At 43.3% G+C, this 19,319-nt stretch carries 20 protein-coding genes; 14 read left to right on the top strand and 6 right to left on the bottom strand.

Annotated features, from left to right (window positions below):
- Positions 1 to 94: 94 nt before the first annotated feature.
- Entirely contained in the window at positions 95 to 355 is a 261-nt protein-coding gene (locus ACFQZX_RS13555; protein WP_377116207.1) for a hypothetical protein, read from the top strand.
- A 188-nt stretch (positions 356 to 543) separates the two neighbouring features.
- Here ACFQZX_RS13555 and ACFQZX_RS13560 read toward each other — a convergent pair whose 3' ends face one another.
- The gene (locus tag ACFQZX_RS13560; protein ID WP_377116209.1) at positions 544 to 1,347 is read right to left on the bottom strand and encodes a carboxylesterase family protein; all 804 of its coding nucleotides are present in this window, start codon (positions 1,345 to 1,347) and stop codon (positions 544 to 546) included.
- Positions 1,348 to 1,740: 393 nt separating this feature from the next.
- Here ACFQZX_RS13560 and ACFQZX_RS13565 point away from each other — a divergent pair, with 393 nt between their 5' ends.
- Positions 1,741 to 3,018, top strand: coding sequence for a hypothetical protein (locus ACFQZX_RS13565; protein WP_377116211.1), 1,278 nt, complete (start codon positions 1,741 to 1,743; stop codon positions 3,016 to 3,018).
- Between the two features lie 83 nt (positions 3,019 to 3,101).
- Here the strand turns inward: ACFQZX_RS13565 and trhO are convergent, their stop codons facing one another.
- Together trhO and ACFQZX_RS13575 are read right to left on the bottom strand one after the other, a co-directional pair.
- Positions 3,102 to 4,049: an oxygen-dependent tRNA uridine(34) hydroxylase TrhO gene (trhO, locus tag ACFQZX_RS13570; RefSeq protein ID WP_377116213.1), complete on the bottom strand. Its 948-nt coding sequence runs from the start codon at positions 4,047 to 4,049 to the stop codon at positions 3,102 to 3,104.
- Positions 4,050 to 4,274: 225 nt separating this feature from the next.
- Positions 4,275 to 6,752 (bottom strand): DUF5686 and carboxypeptidase regulatory-like domain-containing protein, encoded by a 2,478-nt coding sequence (locus tag ACFQZX_RS13575; RefSeq protein ID WP_377116215.1) that lies wholly within the window; start codon positions 6,750 to 6,752, stop codon positions 4,275 to 4,277.
- A gap of 117 nt (positions 6,753 to 6,869) precedes the next feature.
- On the opposite strand from ACFQZX_RS13575, the gene kbl reads away from it, so the two are divergent.
- Genes kbl through ACFQZX_RS13605 form a run of 6 tightly spaced genes read left to right on the top strand, consistent with a single transcriptional unit; the run spans position 6,870 to position 10,833 of the window.
- Positions 6,870 to 8,060, top strand: a complete 1,191-nt coding sequence (gene kbl / locus ACFQZX_RS13580) for a glycine C-acetyltransferase (protein WP_377116217.1) — start codon at positions 6,870 to 6,872, stop codon at positions 8,058 to 8,060.
- A 42-nt stretch (positions 8,061 to 8,102) separates the two neighbouring features.
- Positions 8,103 to 8,387 carry a DUF6364 family protein gene (locus ACFQZX_RS13585; RefSeq protein ID WP_377116219.1) on the top strand — a complete coding sequence of 95 codons (285 nt, stop codon included), beginning with the start codon at positions 8,103 to 8,105 and terminating at the stop codon, positions 8,385 to 8,387.
- A complete protein-coding gene (locus tag ACFQZX_RS13590) occupies positions 8,377 to 8,793 on the top strand; it encodes a PIN domain-containing protein (protein WP_377116221.1) in 417 nt (138 codons plus the stop codon). Before ACFQZX_RS13585 ends, ACFQZX_RS13590 begins: the two co-directional genes overlap by 11 nt.
- Complete coding sequence (gene pheS, locus ACFQZX_RS13595) at positions 8,793 to 9,827, top strand: phenylalanine--tRNA ligase subunit alpha (RefSeq protein WP_377116223.1); 1,035 nt, start codon at positions 8,793 to 8,795, stop codon at positions 9,825 to 9,827. Before ACFQZX_RS13590 ends, pheS begins: the two co-directional genes overlap by 1 nt.
- A 4-nt stretch (positions 9,828 to 9,831) precedes the next feature.
- The gene (locus ACFQZX_RS13600; protein ID WP_377116225.1) at positions 9,832 to 10,248 is read left to right on the top strand and encodes a hypothetical protein; all 417 of its coding nucleotides are present in this window, start codon (positions 9,832 to 9,834) and stop codon (positions 10,246 to 10,248) included.
- A gap of 3 nt (positions 10,249 to 10,251) precedes the next feature.
- Positions 10,252 to 10,833 (top strand): TetR/AcrR family transcriptional regulator, encoded by a 582-nt coding sequence (locus ACFQZX_RS13605; protein WP_377116227.1) that lies wholly within the window; start codon positions 10,252 to 10,254, stop codon positions 10,831 to 10,833.
- A gap of 4 nt (positions 10,834 to 10,837) precedes the next feature.
- On the opposite strand, the gene ACFQZX_RS13610 is transcribed toward ACFQZX_RS13605, so the two are convergent.
- Together ACFQZX_RS13610 and ACFQZX_RS13615 are read right to left on the bottom strand one after the other, a co-directional pair.
- On the bottom strand, positions 10,838 to 11,518 hold the full coding sequence (locus ACFQZX_RS13610) for a DUF421 domain-containing protein (RefSeq protein ID WP_377116229.1): 681 nt from the start codon (positions 11,516 to 11,518) through the stop codon (positions 10,838 to 10,840).
- Between the two features lie 57 nt (positions 11,519 to 11,575).
- A complete protein-coding gene (locus ACFQZX_RS13615; RefSeq protein ID WP_377116231.1) occupies positions 11,576 to 12,181 on the bottom strand; it encodes a hypothetical protein in 606 nt (201 codons plus the stop codon).
- Between the two features lie 85 nt (positions 12,182 to 12,266).
- Here ACFQZX_RS13615 and ACFQZX_RS13620 point away from each other — a divergent pair, with 85 nt between their 5' ends.
- From ACFQZX_RS13620 to rlmD, 5 genes are all read left to right on the top strand, one after another.
- Entirely contained in the window at positions 12,267 to 12,890 is a 624-nt protein-coding gene (locus tag ACFQZX_RS13620; RefSeq protein WP_377116233.1) for a hypothetical protein, read from the top strand.
- Positions 12,887 to 13,189, top strand: a complete 303-nt coding sequence (locus ACFQZX_RS13625; protein ID WP_377116235.1) for a winged helix-turn-helix domain-containing protein — start codon at positions 12,887 to 12,889, stop codon at positions 13,187 to 13,189. Before ACFQZX_RS13620 ends, ACFQZX_RS13625 begins: the two co-directional genes overlap by 4 nt.
- 51 nt (positions 13,190 to 13,240) lie before the next feature.
- A complete protein-coding gene (creD, locus tag ACFQZX_RS13630; RefSeq protein ID WP_377116237.1) occupies positions 13,241 to 14,599 on the top strand; it encodes a cell envelope integrity protein CreD in 1,359 nt (452 codons plus the stop codon).
- A gap of 47 nt (positions 14,600 to 14,646) precedes the next feature.
- Positions 14,647 to 15,015 carry a hypothetical protein gene (locus ACFQZX_RS13635; RefSeq protein ID WP_377116239.1) on the top strand — a complete coding sequence of 123 codons (369 nt, stop codon included), beginning with the start codon at positions 14,647 to 14,649 and terminating at the stop codon, positions 15,013 to 15,015.
- A gap of 222 nt (positions 15,016 to 15,237) precedes the next feature.
- Positions 15,238 to 16,662, top strand: coding sequence for a 23S rRNA (uracil(1939)-C(5))-methyltransferase RlmD (rlmD, locus tag ACFQZX_RS13640; RefSeq protein ID WP_377116241.1), 1,425 nt, complete (start codon positions 15,238 to 15,240; stop codon positions 16,660 to 16,662).
- Positions 16,663 to 16,915: 253 nt separating this feature from the next.
- Here the strand turns inward: rlmD and ACFQZX_RS13645 are convergent, their stop codons facing one another.
- Positions 16,916 to 17,902: an SDR family NAD(P)-dependent oxidoreductase gene (locus tag ACFQZX_RS13645; RefSeq protein ID WP_377116243.1), complete on the bottom strand. Its 987-nt coding sequence runs from the start codon at positions 17,900 to 17,902 to the stop codon at positions 16,916 to 16,918.
- A 228-nt stretch (positions 17,903 to 18,130) separates the two neighbouring features.
- Here ACFQZX_RS13645 and ACFQZX_RS13650 point away from each other — a divergent pair, with 228 nt between their 5' ends.
- Positions 18,131 to 19,312, top strand: a complete 1,182-nt coding sequence (locus ACFQZX_RS13650) for a formimidoylglutamase (RefSeq protein ID WP_377116245.1) — start codon at positions 18,131 to 18,133, stop codon at positions 19,310 to 19,312.
- The last annotated feature ends 7 nt before the right edge of the window (positions 19,313 to 19,319 follow it).

The raw sequence follows: 19,319 nt of genomic DNA on the forward strand, positions 1-19,319 counted from the left end.
ACCCCAACCTTCTCCGGGCGGGTCAGGAGAGGCTAATATCTGCAAACCCAAACAACCTTAATCGAGGTATGTTAATCTTATAAACCCAGAAGTTATGAATACTCCAGATAGCCCTACTCCCGGAAGCAATACTCCGGCTGAAGATCCTAAAGTAAACCAAAGCGAACAGGATGTGATCACCAATAATGATGAAGCGCAACAGGTAACCAATAAAGATGGCGCTGTGGCTGATACCGATGCCATAGAGAAAACACTAAGCCATGATCATACGGATACATCGCTCAATGCAGACAGCCATGTTACCAATAGTGATGGTAATTCTGATACCACCGCCAGCAGCGAAGAGTTGTATTGATATATGATCAGCGATTCTGTGAGTGTTCACGAACACACAGGTGAACATTGTGAACACTCGTAAATCGCTGATTTACAAATGATTTAAAATATTGGTGGCAATGCCATGTCACTAACAGTTATAGGTCGTGGCGAACAGGTCTTCGACAAGCTCAAACAGATACAATGTTGACTGATGCCAATTATTCCCTACTTTTTAACGTTCGAGAACAGCCAGGGGATCAGGTCAGGCTCGGCAAAGGCCTTGTCCCAGCTGTTATGATCCGTGTTGGGATAACGGGTAAATCTTGGGTCGGCACCGGCATCCCTTAGTGCCGCTACAACCACTTCAGAGTGATCCTCTGGTACTACACTATCGTTAAGCCCGTGAAATATCCATAGCGGCACCTTATCAGCATACTTTTTTACATTGTTGGTATTATCCCCACCGCAAATAGCAAATGCTGCAGCAAATAACTTTGGTTTGCGCCTTAAAATTTCAAGCGTACCCATACCGCCCATAGACAGGCCTCCAATATATACCTGTTTTTCGCTTACGTAGGGTTTTTTCAAAAACTCATCTACCAGACCCAGCAATGCTTTCATAGCTGTTGTCGGGTCGCCACCTTCCTGAAAATGAAACACGCGTTTACCGGTTTCGTTAGTGTCGATCTTTACGTTGCTCCAGTAGTTGCCCTCGGGACATTGCGGATAAACCACTATTGCCGGATACTTGTCGCGAATGGTGTCATTTAAAAACAATTTTGGCCCGTAAGCCAGTTGTTTGTTGTTATCTTTTCCGCGTTCGCCCGCCCCGTGTAAAACAAAAATTATGGGATATTGATGTTTTGGGTCAAACTTGCGAGGGAACAAGATGCGGTAAGGCAAGGTGTCTGATTTGCTGGTGTACATTCCTCTGTCAAAAGCTGAATTATCCTGCGCAAGGGCTAAAAAAGGAAATGCCAGGCACATCATACCCAGCATTGCCATTATTTTTAATTTTTTTAAGATCATTGATAGAAGTTTCTGTTGGTTTACTTAATAACGTAAAGTAAACGCTTTCTATTTAATACCTTCAATTTTTTTTATAGATGTAGAGAAGGGCAGTGTATTATTTAAGTTTTTAAATCTACTTTTTAACCAGTTGCAGTTATAAAAAAACAGTTTTTGTACCCTCCCGCTTCACTTTTAGTATTGTTAAATAAATTCCATATAGGCCATTAAGTAATGCGCTTAAAGTGTCATGATGCTTCAAATTAACTGATGTTGTTTCTTATTAGTTATTGCCTTGTGTTTTTTAAATAAGGTAAATTATTGCTGATAATCAAATATTTATTCTTTATTTCTTGTTTTTGGTGTATTGCTTTCAATATCTTTAGTTAATTATAAACTAAACCAATAACTATTATGAAAAGAATGTTTACTGCCGGGTTATTTATTTTGACCTTGATAGTTTGGGGATGTGCTAAACATGGCGATTTACAGCCAGGTGAAACTGCCGGACCCGATTCAAAAGGCCCATCCGGAACGGATCAAATTGTGTTCACCCCGTTCGGGCCAAGGAAGCAGTCTGAAGTGCGGTTGATAAAGGAAGGCACCCACCTGGAATATAAAGGCCAGGAATTGATGCAAGTACAAAACGGTACAAATAAAACACTGATGAACTTTGGCAAGCAAGCCCCTCTTTCAGGTAGCCAATCGGTAAATAGTGTTAACAGGCTAAAAACCCTATCTTCTCCGCCCGGGCCAAATGGCTGGGTCACTTATTCGGGGTGGACAAATAGCACATCGCAGCCTATCAGTTACTTTGCTACCGATTGGGTAGTGCCAAATAACCCTTCGGTATCCAGCGGGCAGTTATTATATTTCTTTAACGGTTTACAAAATAGCGATCACATACTGCAGCCGGTGCTTCAGTATGGGCAGTCGCCGGCGGGCGGTGGTAATTACTGGGCAATTACCAGCTGGTATGTAGGCTGTGCAACCTGCCCGGTTTTTCATGGCTCGCTCACTGCTGTATCATCCGGCACAACCTTACATGGCATAATGCAGCAAACGGGCCAAACGGGTAGTAATTATAATTATACATCATCATTTACAGGTTACCCTTCCTCTGTACTTCCTGTCAGCAATATCCCGCAATTATATTGGGCGGCCGAATCATTTGAACAGTATAACGTGACAAATGCTAACCAGTACCCTACAAATGATTTTGTAGCCATGAAAAATATAGAATTAAAAACGGGTACAAGCCAGGCCCCGCTTTATTGGACGGCTTATAATGCCATAACAGATTATAACCAGCATACGATAATTGCAACCAACGGTTCGCCAAACGGCGAGGTCGACCTTTATTTTCGCAATCCGCCGGTTCCACCTCCGCCAATCAATATCAATAATGCTTTAAGTTACGATTGGCTTAACGGCAATGGCTCTGGCAGCGGATACATTAATGCGCCCGCGGGTACACTGGTGCATGTTACCATATCTGCATACGGGCCGGGTACGCTTACTAATTTTCAGCTTAACGGGCCAACTTTAAGCGGCCCAATGGGCAACAGCGTTTATATACAAAATAACAGCACCACACAAACATTTACTATGCCTGCAAGTGGTTCCGCCTCGTGGTCTGGTTATTTTCAGCGCACCGGATCTTCTGGTACCGGCCATATCAGCGTTTATTAAACCGGTTAAAAAGGAGATAAAACAATAATAATAGGCTGCCGGATAATGCAGCCTATTATTGTTTAGACAGGTAATCAGGCAAGTTATGTTTTGCCTTTTTTTGAAGTGTTTACCGGTTGTGGTACTTTTACATAATAACCTGTGCCATCATACACACGCTTACGCGGATGTGCCTTACAGGCATCACTGCAGCAGCCTTCCATAGCCTCGCCGCATTCATCGCACTGGGTGAAATGCTCGTTACACTCGGGGTTGGCGCAGTTGATCATTTTAGGCGTGGTTTTACCGCAATTGCGGCAGGCCGAAATAACAACCGGGTTTACACTGTTCACATCTACAGATAAACGGTTGTCAAACACATAGCACTTGCCTTCAAAGTCTTTACCACCGGCTTCTTTACCATATTTAATGATACCGCCATGCAGTTGGTAAACATCCTTAAAGCCTTCGTGCAATAACAGGGCCGACGCTTTTTCGCATTTGATACCGCCGGTACAATACGTCAGTATCTTTTTATCTTTATACTGCGCCAGCTCATTGATCATGGCCGGGAAATCGCGGAAATTCTCGATATCCAGCGTTACGGCGTTTTTAAACTTACCTAAAGAATGCTCGTAGTTAGAGCGGACATCAAGTACTACCACATCATCGCGGTCCTTCATCTCCATAAATTCTTTTGGCTCCAGGTGTTTGCCGGTTTGCTTTTTAGGGTCGATGATATTGGGGTCGCGCAGGCCTGAGTGTACAATTTCCGACTTATAACGCACATGCATTTTTACAAAAGAAGGTTCCTCAACTTCGTCCACTTTAAAATCGGTGGCAGCAAAACGCTCGTCGGCATGTATGGCATCCATGTAGGCTTTACAAGCTTCGGGCGTGCCTGATACGGTGCCATTCAAACCCTCATTGGCAACAATGATGCGGCCGGTTAAGCCTAAATCTTTACAAAATTTTAAATGATCGGCAGCAAATTGCTCGCCGTTTTCTATTGTTGAGTAACAATAGTACAGTAGTGTGTTGTATCTTGCCATAAAATCATTGATACTGCTGCAAACAGTGTTAAATGAAGCGCAAAGTTAATAATTTAGTCGCAAAGACTAAAGTCCGCAAGACGGAAGATATAGTCGAAGTCAAAAGAAAGTTCAATTTAGTCGAAAGACTAAAGTCCGCAAGTCCGAACGATAGTTAAAGGCAAAGAGTTGCTGTTCATAACTTTTCTGTCTTCGGACTTTCGGACCTCAGACTTCCGACTCCCGTTATCTTATCCCATAAAATATCCTGAAACCCTGGATGTATTTTTTATCGCCGGTAAAGGAAACACCATAGTCAACCCTAAAGAACAGGCGCTGTATACCTACATAAAGCTCCGAGTAATTGGGGTTGTTCTTCTCGGTAAGATAGTTGGCGCCCACAATTTCCTCCAGCTTTAGCTTACGCATAAAAGGGATCCGGTTGAATATCGCACCGGCAAAATTATGCTGATAATGCGCTTCAAGGAAAGCATCATTCGAACTGAATTGATAGAAGGGTAAAAAGTGGAAACTGCCAATATAAGTAGGATCAAAAGTAGTACCCTGGTTACCTAAAAAGTGGTTGTAATCCATAAAGTACAGGGTTTTTTTATTAAAGAAGTCTCCGGCTGTTATCTTAAAGGACGAGTATCCGGCTAACCCTACAGGCATATGATCTTTACTGATGTCAAGTGAAACAAAGTCATAATTCACATCTGATCCTAACACATTGTTGATGCCTTTACGATAGTTAAGCACTACTTTAGGGTACAGGGATGGCATAAAAGTACGCCCGTCTGGCCGGGTAACATAGCGTTGGCTAAATGTAAATGTAAGAGATGTTCTGAATGTTAAAGCCTGATGCTCCGGAAACAAAAACGAACGGTCATCGGCCGGAGTACCTGCAGGCGCTAACGGATTGTTTGAAGTATACTGCCTGGATTTAGCATCAAAAATGTGATAATAAGAGGTGTTGTATAATTGCTTGCGGCTTGAGTAGCCTAAACTGGCTGTCCATAATACACCGTTAGCCAACTCGCGCTGATAGCCAAAGTCGCCGTAATGGCTGCGATAATATTTTACGTAGTTGTTTTCATACAACAGCGAGCTTAATGTATTGAACCAAAGCGAACGTGTGCCAACGTCGTTTAAATCGAGCACATCGGCGCCAAAGTTAGTAAAAAAACGTCCCTGCTTAAGTGGGTCGTAAATATATTCGGCATGTACGTTGGGGCTTACCAGTTTGCTTGAAAAGCCGTAATGAAACACCGGCGTTATACTGTACGACCTCAGGTCATCAAACTTTTTGGTGTATTTTACCTGCGCATCTATCCCCACGCCTTCAACCGTGTTGTAAAAAATGGTGCGGTAAAGCGGGGCTACGTAAAACGATTCTTTAGTACGCCGGTTTTTTGCTTCATACCCAAAAATAGTATAACTGAGCGGATTAAAACTATTGTTAGCACGCTGCACAGAATCCTGGTAAGGGTCTGAATGCTGTAGGGCGAAAAGGCTGTCTTTTTTATGGTAGTCGCGCGTTTCCTGGGCGGTAAGCGGTATAGGGCGTATGTTGTTCCAATATTGTGATGGTTTGCTGTTGGCCGCTGTATCAACCTTTAACACCTCGCCGTTGAAGTAGCCATCCGGAAACTTCTGGTCAATCTTATAATTGTTGTAAATGCCCACATAATAGCCGGTGAACCTAAACCCAAATACACTTCCCTTGTAGTTATATTGTATTGAACCGGGCAGCCAAACGCTATCGCGTACTGGGATGTATTGCTGGCTGATGTTCAGTGTATCTATCAGGTTGATGTTATCGTTCTTTTTAGTCAGCATCAGATCAGCGCTGTATACACGCCAGTCGCCATCAACAATGTACAGGTTACCCCTAAAGGTAGGTGAGTACTGCGACTTCGGCAGTAGCTGTATTTTATGGATAGTACGGTTATTGGATACCGTTGTACCTGTTAAGCGGTAGCGGTAATAATCAAATGCGTTATCGGCTACCGGCGATACAAAGCCACGGCTGCTTAAGCCTTCAACGGTAAACACATTTTCGTAAAGGTTGAGCTGAAGGTCAGATGCCTTGTTGTAACTGAATGCCGGGCTGCCACCGGTGTTTTTTGATGCGATAGTAATCTCTTTAAACTTATCGGGCCGCTGCAGGTTGAATTGTGAAAGTGACTCTGATTGATACAATATCCCGCGCCCTGCCGAATCCAGATCAAGCTCTTTGATAACAGCGCTGCCCATTAATGACTTGGGTGCTTTTACCAGGCGTTGTACACCTTTGATGTATACCAGGCACGAGTAGCTCTTAAACTCGTCCATGTGGCGGGCGCGGTTGGCCAAAACCTCGCGCATGATTGCCATCCCGCGGTCGGCTTTACGGTCGTATGTACCGGTATCTTCCCGGCTGAAGATCTCTGCTTCCAACTGAACGTTAAGTGTTTCGTTGCTATTGCCAATGGTAACAGGCACTACTTTTTCGCGATAGCCTACAAAACGGTAAACAATATTATAGTTGCCTGCCTCAAGCTTTAAATGGTAGCGGCCTTCCTCATTAGCGGTAGTTCCGTAGGTTGAGTTTCGTATGTAAACCGCCGTAAAAGATACTGGTTCGCCCTTATTGCCTGTAACCCTGCCAGACAATGTAAACTGTTGAGCAGTAGCGCCGTAAGCCAGCAAAGTGAAAAGGAATATAAGTAAGTATCTTCTCATATAATTTTTCTACATAATATTAAATACCTGTTAAATGTTTGTTTTGGTGGTATAAATATTAAAAGTTAAAGATGTTGATGTTAAATCCCTAATTTTACGGCCTTAAATCCATCTGATATGTATAATACACTACAACCGGTTTTACAACAGGAACTGGCTGATATAGAAGCCGCTGGTTTATATAAAAAAGAAAGAATAATTACTTCGCCGCAAGGTGCAGATATTACTGTGCAGGGTGGTAAAGAAGTGATTAATTTTTGCGCCAACAATTACCTTGGTTTATCCGGCAACCCTAAAGTTATCCAGGCGGCTAAAGATGCTATGGATACCCACGGCTACGGCCTTTCATCCGTACGCTTTATTTGCGGTACGCAGGATATCCATAAAGAGCTTGAGCGTAAAATAGCCGAGTTTTTAGGCACCGAAGATACTATACTTTATGCCGCGGCCTTTGATGCCAACGGTGGCGTGTTCGAACCCTTGTTTAATGATCAGGATGCTATTATTTCTGACGAGTTGAACCACGCCTCTATTATAGACGGTGTACGCCTTTGCAAAGCGCAGCGCTACCGCTATAAACATGATGACATGGCTGATCTGGAAGAAAAGCTGAAAGCCACCCAGGGACTTCGTCACCGTATCATTGTAACAGACGGCGCTTTCTCTATGGATGGTACCATTGCCCAGCTTGATAAAATATGCGCCCTTGCCGAGCAGTACAATACTTTAGTAATGATAGATGAAAGCCATTGCAGCGGTTTTATGGGTAAAACCGGCCGTGGTACGCATGAGCACCATAATGTAATGGGTAAGATAGATATTATTACCGGTACCTTAGGTAAAGCGTTGGGTGGTGCGTCCGGCGGTTTTACATCTGGCCGTAAGGAGATCATCGATATGTTGCGCCAGCGTTCGCGCCCGTATCTGTTCAGTAACACCTTAGCGCCTGCCATTACAGGTGCGTCAATTGCCGTGCTGGATATGCTTAGCGAAACTACCGACCTGCGCGATAAACTGGAAAGCAACACCAAATATTTCCGAGAAAAAATGACAGAGGCCGGCTTTGACATAAAGCCGGGCGTTCATCCCATAGTTCCGGTAATGCTGTACGATGCTAAACTGGCGCAGGAGTTTGCAGCAAAAATGCTTGATGAAGGTATTTATGTTATTGGCTTTTACTACCCAGTAGTGCCGCAAGGCAAAGCACGTATCCGTGTGCAGATATCAGCTGCGCATAATACGCATCATCTGGACAAAGCTATTGCCGCCTTTACCAAGGTAGGTAAGGAGCTGGGGGTGATTAAATAGTTACGTATAAATTTTTTATATTTGTACGTATAAGCTGATGTTATGGCAACAACAAAATTAACTTTGAGTGCTGACGAGCAAACTGTTGAGTTAGCTAAAAGAATTGCTTCAGAAGATAATATTAGCGTTTCTAAGCTTTTCAAACAACTCCTAAATGATTTTTCGAAGAAAAGAAGAAAAGAAGATCCTTTGATAGAGCGATATAAAAACATCGAGATTTCAGAAGATATTAAAGCTCTCAAGGGAATTTTGAAAGGTAAAGTTCCGGAAAATGTAGATTACAAAGACATTAAATGGGAGTATCTAAAAGAACGGCATGGCCTATAAGCACTTATTTATAGACAGCGATATTATTTTAGATATGCTGACCGACCGGCAACCATTTTCCACTTATGCAGAAATGTTGCTAATAGAAAAGAAAGTGAGTGGAATTAAACTGAGTACATCAACGCTGATAATCGGTAATATTAATTATATCCTTTCAAGAACGATAGGAAAATCAGGTGCAAAAGAAGGAATAAAGAAGCTTTTAAGGTTGCTTGAAATATTTTCTTTTGAAAAGGATGCTATTGAAAATGCTTTAAGCGGTTCTTTTACAGATTTTGAAGATGCTATTCAACACCATATTGCAATTAAACATAATTGCGATATTATCATAACACGAAATATAAAAGATTATAAACAGTCAACTATACCGGTATTAACTGCCGAGCAATTTTTAAGACAATTATAATGCAGGAAAAAATAGATCAATATACCGCGGAGATCAACGCTTTTTCACCGGCAAACGCCGATGAGCTGGAAGCATTCCGCATAAAGTTTTTAGGTACCAAGGGCCTTATTAAAGACTTGTTCGAGGAGTTTAAAACTGTTGGCCCGGAAGAAAAACGTGTTTTTGGTAAAGTGCTTAACCAGTTTAAACAACTGGCCGAAACAAAGTATAACGAGTTGAAAGAATCTTTAGGTTCAGGAACGCAGTCTCAGGATCTGTCGCTGGACCTTACCCTGCCCGGAGATGGTTTTGCAGTAGGTTCACGTCACCCCTTATCATTGGTGCGTAACGAGATCATCGATATATTCAAACGCCTTGGTTTTGTGGTGGCCGAAGGCCCGGAAATTGAAGACGACTGGCATAATTTTTCGGCACTTAACTTCCCCGAGGAGCACCCGGCCCGTGATATGCAGGATACTTTCTTCATCCGTAAAGGCGAAGGAAACGATGATATTGCCCTGCGTACGCATACCTCATCAGTACAGGTGCGTATGATGGAAAATGGCAAACCGCCGTTCCGTGCCATAATGCCGGGGCGTGTTTACCGTAACGAGGCTATATCCGCCCGTGCGCACTGCTTCTTTCACCAGGTAGAGGGTTTGTATGTTGATGAGAACGTCTCGTTTTCTGATTTGAAGCAAACGCTTTATCACTTTGTTAAAGAGCTTTATGGCGAAGATTTTAAAGTACGGTTCCGCCCGTCATATTTCCCGTTTACCGAGCCATCGGCAGAAATGGATATTTCTTGTACCATTTGCAAAGGCTCTGGCTGTAACATGTGTAAATACACCGGTTGGGTAGAGATATTAGGCTGTGGTATGGTTGACCCCAATGTTTTGGAAAACTGCGGTATCGACAGTAAGAAATACACCGGCTTTGCCTTTGGTATGGGTATTGAGCGTATAACAAACTTGAAATATGTGATACGCGATCTGCGTCTGTTCTCTGAGAATGATGTAAGGTTCCTTAATCAGTTTAAAACGGATATTATATAAACGGATGCACAGGGTATTGTGGTTAACGGTTTTGATGGGGATGTTCTTACTATCGTGCGGTAAAACGGAAAACGTTGTGCCAAGCGTGCCGGTTAATTTCAGGATAACAAAAACAGACCCACGGGTAACAGCGCTTAATAGCGGCGGTGGCTCGGTGACCATTTCGGGCGTAGGGGTAGCCGGCATAATTATATACCGGCAAAACGACGGCTCTTATGCTGCTTATGACCGCTGCAGTAGCTACCAACCCGAAAAACGCTGTGCTATTAATATTGATGATACAGGCTTTACGGCTACCGACCCCTGTAGCGGGGCCAAATTTTCACTTACAGATGGCGGCCCGGTTAAAGCCCCGGCAACCAAATATCTCCGGTCGTATGTTGTAAATACCACCCAATTTGAGATATTTGTTACAAACTGATTAATGGAAGCCGATAAAATTAAAGATAGTATTAAGCGCGCCGCGCAGGATTTGTTTCGCAAGTTTGGATACCACAAAACCAGCGTAAACGAAATTGCCCGGCGCGCTAAAATTGCGAAGGCCACCATTTATAAGTATTTTGACAGCAAAGAGGCCATACTGCACGTGCTGCTGATGGATTACATTAAAGTAAGTGTAGACGACCTGATACACACCGATACCGATGAGATAGATGAGGAAACCCACCTCAGTAACCTCATCATGAAAACCTGCCGCCTCTCATACACCGTTTGCAACGAATTCATCGGTTGGGACTTTATTCGCGAGAGTACCAACTCTCAGGAGTTTTTAAAGAATCTTTCTAACGAGTTAGAGGAACTGCTGGTACATTCCTTTACCCAGGTAGGGGGTATGCGCCGTAATGAAAGCTTCCACCAGCGTATCCGGTTTCTTATTAAATGCAGCAAGAGCATCGTGTTCAGCTTTGCATTTACATCGGTTAGCGATAGCGATGTCCGCAAGAACTTTGTGTCTTTCCAGAAAGAGATATTGCCCTACCTGGTAAAGGCGGCTATACTTGTTTAGGCTATCAGGACAGCCTTTTGGTTACGATGGCCTTTACCCACTCTTCTCTTCCGCAACGTTCGCACTTATGGGTTTGGCTGTTTATATATTTTACATCACCACAATAAGTACAGGCATAATCTCCTTCCACACCTATGGTTTTACTTTTTAAATTGTAGGGTTTGGGCAGTACGGGCATACCGGGTTTTACTTCCTCATCGCTGTAATAGTAAAAGCTTACATTTCCTGTTGTTTCCAAAACAGCTATGCGTACCTGGCCAAGATGCTCTATACTTTGCTGCCTCATCTCTGATAAAAATTCATCCTTGGCAAAGGTCAGTTCGGCTTTGTCTATCAGTACAAACCGTCCTTCTTCTATGATATACATAGGTTCACCTTCTAAAACCGACTCGAACCGCTCGCTTTTTGTAGCAATCCAGGTAACTAATCGGTATAAGACTAAAATAGTAACCAATACAATAACAGAGGGCACTATGGCGATATCCTTTGTGAACATCGGGTCGCCGGCTGCCGAACCAAACCCTATGATAATGGCTACTTCAAATATGGAAAGTTGCCTTACGCCCTTTTTACCGGTAAGCCTTAAAATAATCAGTATAAGTGCGAACATGATCAATGTCCGTACTATGATTTCAATGGCAAAGTGAAAATCGAGATCTTTAACAAATACTTCTGACCAGCTCATATGCATCAATAAGTACATAAGCGGTTGAAATGTTTGTTGATGTGCAAGTTATAAAGCCTATGCTATTTGCACAACCCGCGCGTTTTCGCACAATGGGTCAGCTAACAATAAGTCGCTGATAGAGGCTTTCATCTCTTCAAAAGAGGGGCCGTAAAAGTAAAGCGCCGTTTCAGTCTCGCCTTTCCAGTGCCTCACTATATCTGCACGGCTCTTTATTAAACTATTAATTTCTTCAGCCAATGCCCCGGGATCTGAGTTTTTATAAATTTCATCAGAAAGATTAATTCCATCAAGATATATAGCCATTCCTTCTAACTTACCAAGGGGTATCTGTTCACCCGTTTCTTCAATTATCAATTTAGATCCTTTAGGCGCCCCTAACGCTTCAAGCTTATTTATTATATCATCAATGGCTGCATTACTGAGCTTGCGATTTACTTTAATTTCAACATCGCAATATTCTATTTCTCCGGTTACATCTTGAAGTGTGCCACCGCCGGATACTTCACCATAAAATTTTACTTTTAAAAATTCATCTAAAGGATCCTCATATAGCTCGCCCCGGTCAATTGGCATAATTTTATCGTTTAACTGAACAACTATGTAGCTTTCCTGAATTACTTGCTTTTTACCAAAAAGATTCTGAAACAGATTACTCAACATTATAAAAGTTTTTAAACCAATATCTCTAGATTAATTTGGTAAAGCAAATTGCGTTTTTTAACTTTGAATAACAAAGTACTTTTGCGTGAAAGATAACGAAATACAGGACGAGCTTGCATCCATCCGCAGCATGATGGAGCGTTCATCAAAGTTTATATCGCTTAGCGGCCTGTCGGGCGTGCTGGCTGGTGTTTATGCGCTCATAGGGGCGGTCTGTGCATATTTTATATTATATCCTCATACCGGATGGCATGCAACAATCCACTTTAATAATAATGGTGTTAATGCAACTACAACATCGCTTATAATAGTTGCTTCCGGTGTACTTATTGCATCTATCGCCACCGGCATTATACTTACCGTGCGCAAAGCCAAACAAAAAGGCCAAAGCGTTTGGGGGCGTACCAGCAGGCAGTTATTGTACAACATGTGCGTGCCGCTTTTTACCGGCGGCGCATTGATACTGATACTGATATGGCGTGGGTATTTTGGCGTGGTGGCCCCGGCATCGCTCATTTTTTATGGGCTTGCCTTGATCAATGCGAGCAGCATAACTTTTAAGGATATTCATTACCTCGGTATTTCTGATATATTGTTAGGTTTGCTGGCCGCAATTATGCCGGGCTACGGCTTGTTGTTTTGGGCGATAGGGTTTGGCTTACTGCATATTGTTTACGGCAGTATCATGTACATTAAATACGATAGGTGAAACTTCCATTTGAAAAACTTGATAAAGCGTTTGAGAACCGCCTGAGGCTGCAAATAATGAGCGTGCTGGTGGTAAATGAACGTTACGATTTTAACTCGCTTAAAGAGCTGCTTGACGCGTCGGACGGTAACCTGGCGTCGCATCTTAAAGCTTTGGAAAAAGAGGAGTATATTATGGTGCATAAATCTTTTTTAGGGCGTAAACCCAATACAAATTATGAAGCGACTGTAAAAGGTAAAGAGGCATTTAAACAACATTTAAACGCTTTAGAACAAATAATAAAGCAGCAAAAGCTGTAAGGGATTTTTTTTGAATTATAACTTTGAATTACAAAGTACTTTTTATTTTATATGATTGAAGAACAACAACCATCCGCATTCAGAGGATTTATGAACTGGCTCCAGGAGTCGGTTACAGTTAAGCTGGTATTTATTGGCTTTTTAATATTGGTGCTGCTGATACCATCAGCCTTAATAAATGATCTGATATTTGAGCGCTCGGCAAGGCAGTCGGCAGTGGTAAAGGAAATAGCTGATAGCTGGTCGGGCGACCAAACCATTAAAGGCCCCGTGCTGGTGGTGCCATACAAACGCTTTGTAAAAGCCATTGACAGTGATAAAAAGGAGATCACTAAAGAGATAACCGAAAACCTTTACCTGCTGCCCGAGCACCTGAAGATGGACGCCGCGTTAAAAGCAGAACAGTTGCACCGGGGTATGTTTGACGCGGTAGTTTATAATTCGCAGGTTAAAGTTAGCGGTAACTTTGCCAGGGCGGATCTGTCCGCGCTATCACTGACGCCAAATCAGCTTTTGTGGGAAAAGGCCCGTTTGGAGTTTAGCATATCCGATCTTAAAGGTTTAAAAAATAACCCGGTCATCCACGCGGCGGGGCAGCAGCTCGCTGCCGAGCCTTCCTTTATTGCTCATCCTGTTTTTAATGATGGTTTGCAGACCAATGTAAATTTGGGGGCGGTGAAGGAAGCCGGCTTCTCGTTTGATTTTACGCTTGATCTTAAAGGGAGCCAGGAGCTTCATTTTATGCATTTGGGTAAAACTACAGATGTATCGGTAAAAGGCAACTGGAGCACGCCAAGCTTTGATGGCCGCTACCTGCCCGATGAGCGCCGGATGGACACTGCCGGGTTTAATGCCCATTGGCGGATGCTCTACTATAACCGCCCTTACCCGCAGCAATGGGTAGTTGATGATAACTTATTAACTGACGAAAACAAACTTGCCAATGCTTCTTTTGGGGTAAAGCTCCGCCTGCCGGTAGATCAGTATCAGAAAATAACGCGCACCAGCAAATATGCCATACTGATTGTGCTATTAACCTTTGTGTCGCTCTTCCTGACCGAAGTTATCCGCAAACAAAGGGTACACCCCTTTAATTATGCCTTGATAGGAGCAGCAATGATCATCTATTACACGCTGCTGCTTTCGTTCTCCGAGCAGGTAGGCTATAACTTTGCGTATCTTATAGCCTCCTTTGCCACAATTGCCTTGGTGACTATCTTTATTGGTTCATTGCTCAAGAATAAAGGGGCCGCCGCCTTGTTTGCCTTGATACTTACTATCATTTACACCTTCATCTTCGTGATCATACAACTGGAAGAACTTGCGCTGATGATTGGCAGTATTGCCTTGTTCATCATTGTAGCCTTACTGATGTATTTTTCAAGAAAGATCAACTGGGATAAACATTAATAAACTTGCAGAGGCGCGATACTTCGCGCCTCTATTTACCACAAATAATGAATAATAAAAATTATAAATATGCCCGACTATGGTGGTGGGATAAAAGATTTGACTATAATAAAGGTCTGTTTAGAGCAGGTTTTATAGCGTTTATGCTATATAATATTCTTGGTCCTATAATTATAGAACCACATGAAGAATTTGATGAAACTGGGGTGTTAGTGATAGTGCACGGAATTGCCTATTTATTAATTGTTTGCATTGCAAATGTATTTTATACGTTAGGCTATTTAACTGATATATGCTTTAATAAGAATAATAGCTCGTTGTTCCGCCAAAACCTTTTTGCTGTGGGGTATTGGTTTTCAGTGTCTCTGCCAATAGTTTTAGTTCTGTTAATTATGTGCCAATTCCTGTTTTTATAATCAAAATACCATTTTGGTTTTTGGTATAAAAATTATTATGTTTGCATAGTAAATTTTATTGCCATGAGTAAAGAACTGATAGAATTTTCAAACCGGATAGATGAGCAGTTTGATATTGAGCTTGAAATTGAAGTTGACGATTTCTGGCAGAATATCCTGAACTTGTTCATCTGATAAGTTGGTACGTTACAAACTTTCAAAATTACTTACCTTTGCAGCCTGATGAGTAGATCTGGTAAAAAGCCTAAGTTTTTTGAAAACGTAAGCGTTATTGATATTGCCGAAGAAGGCAAAGGGGTTGGCAAGACCGATGATTTTGTGCTGTTTATAGAAAAAGCCGTACCCGGCGATGTGGCCGATGTAGAAGTTTACCGGAGTAAAAAAAACTTTGGCGAAGCTAAGATCACCAGACTCATTACACCTTCAGCACATCGCACCCCTGCATTTTGTGAGCATTTCGGCATTTGCGGCGGTTGCAAATGGCAGCACATGACTTACGGTGCGCAGCTGCAGTTTAAGCAAAAAGCTGTTAGGGATGCGCTTACCCGCCTGGCTAAGATAGAGGTGGAGCACATGGATCCCATTGTACCATCGCCGGCTGACCGTTACTACCGCAATAAACTGGAATTTACTTTCTCTAACAAACGCTGGCTTTACGATGGAGAAAACCGTGACGACCAGCAACTGGATATGAACGCCCTTGGGTTTCACATCCCCGGCAGGTTCGATAAGATATTGAACATCAACCATTGCTATCTGCAGGCCGAGCCATCGAATGATCTGCGTAACAGTATTAACCAATTCGCTAAAAAGAACGGTATAGATTATTACGACGTTCGTCAGCATACCGGTGCATTGCGCAACCTTATCATCCGTACATCGTCCACGGGCGAGATCATGGTGATCGTAGTTTTTGCCCATGCATCTCAGGAGCAGGTTGATCTGCTGATGAACTACGTTGATTCGGCCTTCCCGCAGATCACATCGTTGCTTTACATCCTCAATACCAAACTAAACGATACCATCTTCGACCAGGAAGTGAAAGCATGGCGCGGACCAGAATTCATACACGAGGAGATGCCATCTGCAAATGGCAGCGTGGTCCGTTTCAGGGTTGGGCCGAAATCATTTTATCAAACCAACTCGGTACAGGCGCTCAAGCTTTATGAAATAGCCCGCGACTTTGCCGGTTTCAATGGCGACGAATTGGTTTACGACCTTTACACCGGTGCCGGTACCATTGCCAACTTTGTGGCTGGGCAAGTGCGAGAGGTAGTTGGCGTTGAGTATGTGCCATCGGCTATAGAGGATGCCAAGATCAATTCGCAGATCAACAATATCAGCAACACTAAATTTTATGCTGGCGACATGAAGGATGTGCTTACGCCTGAATTTGTAGCTGCCCATGGCAAACCGGATGTAATTATAACCGACCCGCCCCGAGCTGGTATGCACGCCGATGTTGTAGCGCGCCTTATGGAAATAGAAGCGGAAAAGATTGTGTACGTTAGCTGTAACGCCGCCACCCAGGCCCGCGACCTGCTGGTGCTTAAAGAGAAATACGACACGGTTAAAATACAACCGGTAGATATGTTCCCTCATACTCAACACGTGGAAAATGTTGTGCTATTAAGATTGAGAAAATAAAAGCTTTGCTAAATTAACCCCACCCTGCCAGCGCACAACCAACCGTACCCCTCCCAAGGGAGGGAATTTGGGTTATTATGGCCTCGCGTGCGATTCCTTCCTCGGGGAAGGAGGAGGAAGGGGTTTCTAAAGTATGGTTAAATTAACCCCACCCCGCCAACGCGCAACCAACCGCACCCCTCCCATGGGAGGGGATTGATTTTATAATGGCCTCGTGTGATTCCTTCCCCGGGGAAGGAGGAGGAAGGGGTTTTTACCCAATAATTCTAATTCGATGATTAAGCGCCGCGCAAATTTCCTTTATAGTTTTACTAACCGGCCGAAACTCAAATCCTATAGCTTTTTTAATTTTACTGTTATCAAAGTTGCGGGTGTTTGATGCTGCCTTAGCGCTGGTTTTGTCAATGGCAGGCGCTTTGCCGGTGATCATACCCCAAAAGGCTGCACCGCGCCAGGCAATTTCCATCATCCAGGGCTTGGCTAAGGTGGCGGGCGCTTTAACGCCCATGCATTGGGCAATTTCTTCAAATAACTGCTTGTAATTTCGGTTCTCGGCACTGATGATGAACCGCTCTGCGCTGATGCCGCTTTCCATCAGGGCTATCATGCATTTAGCAACATCGTTTACATCAACAAAGCCAATGCTGCCACGGGTGTAGTATTTTAGTCCTTTACGCACGGTTTCAAATATTTGACCGCTTCCCTCAATGCCCGCACTGGCACCTATGATGATGGTAGGGTTAACAATTACAGCGTCGAGCCCCTCGGCAATACCCCGCCATACTTCCATTTCGCTTTCCAGTTTGGATATGGCATAACCGTCTGTTTCAGTAGTAGGGTCTAAATGGTGTTTCTCGGTGATCAGTTCGCCGGGCTTGGCTTCGCCAACCGCCGCTACCGAGCTGGTGTGCACCATGCGTATACCGGCATCATTGCATAAATCGACAAGGGTGGCAGTACCAGTAATGTTGGTTTTAATCATTTGCTCCTTATCGGCTTGCTTAAGCGATACAAAAGCGGCACAGTTGTAAACCTGGCTAACACCTTCAAGAGCTTCTTCTAAAGAGTAGGTATCCATCAAATCGGCGGTTACCCATTCAATTTTAGCTGAGTAGGGTATAAGTATATGCGGAATAGTGGATGATGCCCTTTTAGTGCAGCGGATATTATTGCCCCGGGAAACAAGCTCCTTTGCAAGTTCAGCGCCTAAAAAGCCCGTTGCACCTGTAACTAAAATCATGTTCAAATATGCAGAATATTTAAATGTGCAAGTGTGCAGATGTGCAAATATGCAGATGAGCAAGCGTGTAGATATGCAAATGAAATCGTAAATCATTCAAAATGTCAGGGTATAAATATTTATATTTTCAAAATCTGCACACTTGCACATCTGCACATCAATTAACTGTCTGTATCATTCAAAAAAATCTGCACATTTGCACATCTGCACACTTGCACATCAACCATCATGTCATTAGCTGATTTTTTTACGCCCATCGACCTTAAAAAGATTACACCTAAAAACGGTTATTACACCAGTCAGCTTGGTGATAAGATCGAGCATTACTCAGTTGATTTTCCGTCGATGGAAGAGAAAGTAGATATAGCTATAATCGGTGTGCTCGACGACCGTAATGCAGTTAACAATGCAGGCTGTGCGCTCGGGCCGGATTACGTTCGGGAGAAACTGTACCAGTTAAACGAGGGCAGCTATAATACCCATATTGTTGATCTGGGTAATATCGCCCGGGGCGAAACAGTGGTTGATACGTATTACGCTTTAAAAACAGTAGTTGAGGAGCTTGTAAAAAAAGATATCCTTCCCGTGATCATTGGCGGTGGGCAGGACCTTACCTATGCCCAGTACCTGGGTTATGAAAACCTGGAGCAGAAAGTAGATCTGCTGGTTATCGATTCGCATTTCGATCTGGAAGAAGACACGCATCCCGAAAGTATCGAAACCACCTCCACATCTTACCTCAACAAAGTATTTCTGCATAACCCTAATTACCTGTTCAACTTTAGCAATATGGGCTATCAAACCTATTTTGCCAGTCAGGACAGTTTGCGGGTGATGGAAAAGCTGTATTTTGACGTTCACCGGCTTGGTGAGCTTACTCAAAACATCGCCGTGGCCGAACCCATTATCCGTAATGCAAACATACTGAGTTTTGATATGGGAGCCATCCGTTCGTCAGACGCGGCTGCTAGTGGTAACGCTAAACCTAACGGTTTTTATGGTGAGGAGGCATGCCAGATATGCCGCTATGCCGGTTTTAGCGATAAGCTTACTTCTGTAGGTTTTTATGAGTTTAATCCGGCTTACGATAACAACGGCCAAACAGCCATGCTGCTATCGCAGATGATATGGTATTTCATCGATGGCTTTTATAACCGCAAGAAGGATTTTCCGCTTAACCCTAAATCGCAATACCTTATTTATAAAACCAGCCTAAAGCACGAAGATCACGAACTGGTGTTTGTGAAAAGCAAAAAAAGCGACCGCTGGTGGATGCAGGTGCCTTACCCAACAGGAGGTTCAAAAAACGAGCGGTTTCACCTGGTGCCTTGCAGGTATGAGGATTACCGCACAGCTGTATCCGGCGAAATGCCCGACCTATGGTGGCGCACGTATCAAAAACTTAACTAAGCAGCAA

Source organism: Mucilaginibacter litoreus (assembly GCF_042676805.1).
GTDB lineage: Bacteria > Bacteroidota > Bacteroidia > Sphingobacteriales > Sphingobacteriaceae > Mucilaginibacter > Mucilaginibacter litoreus.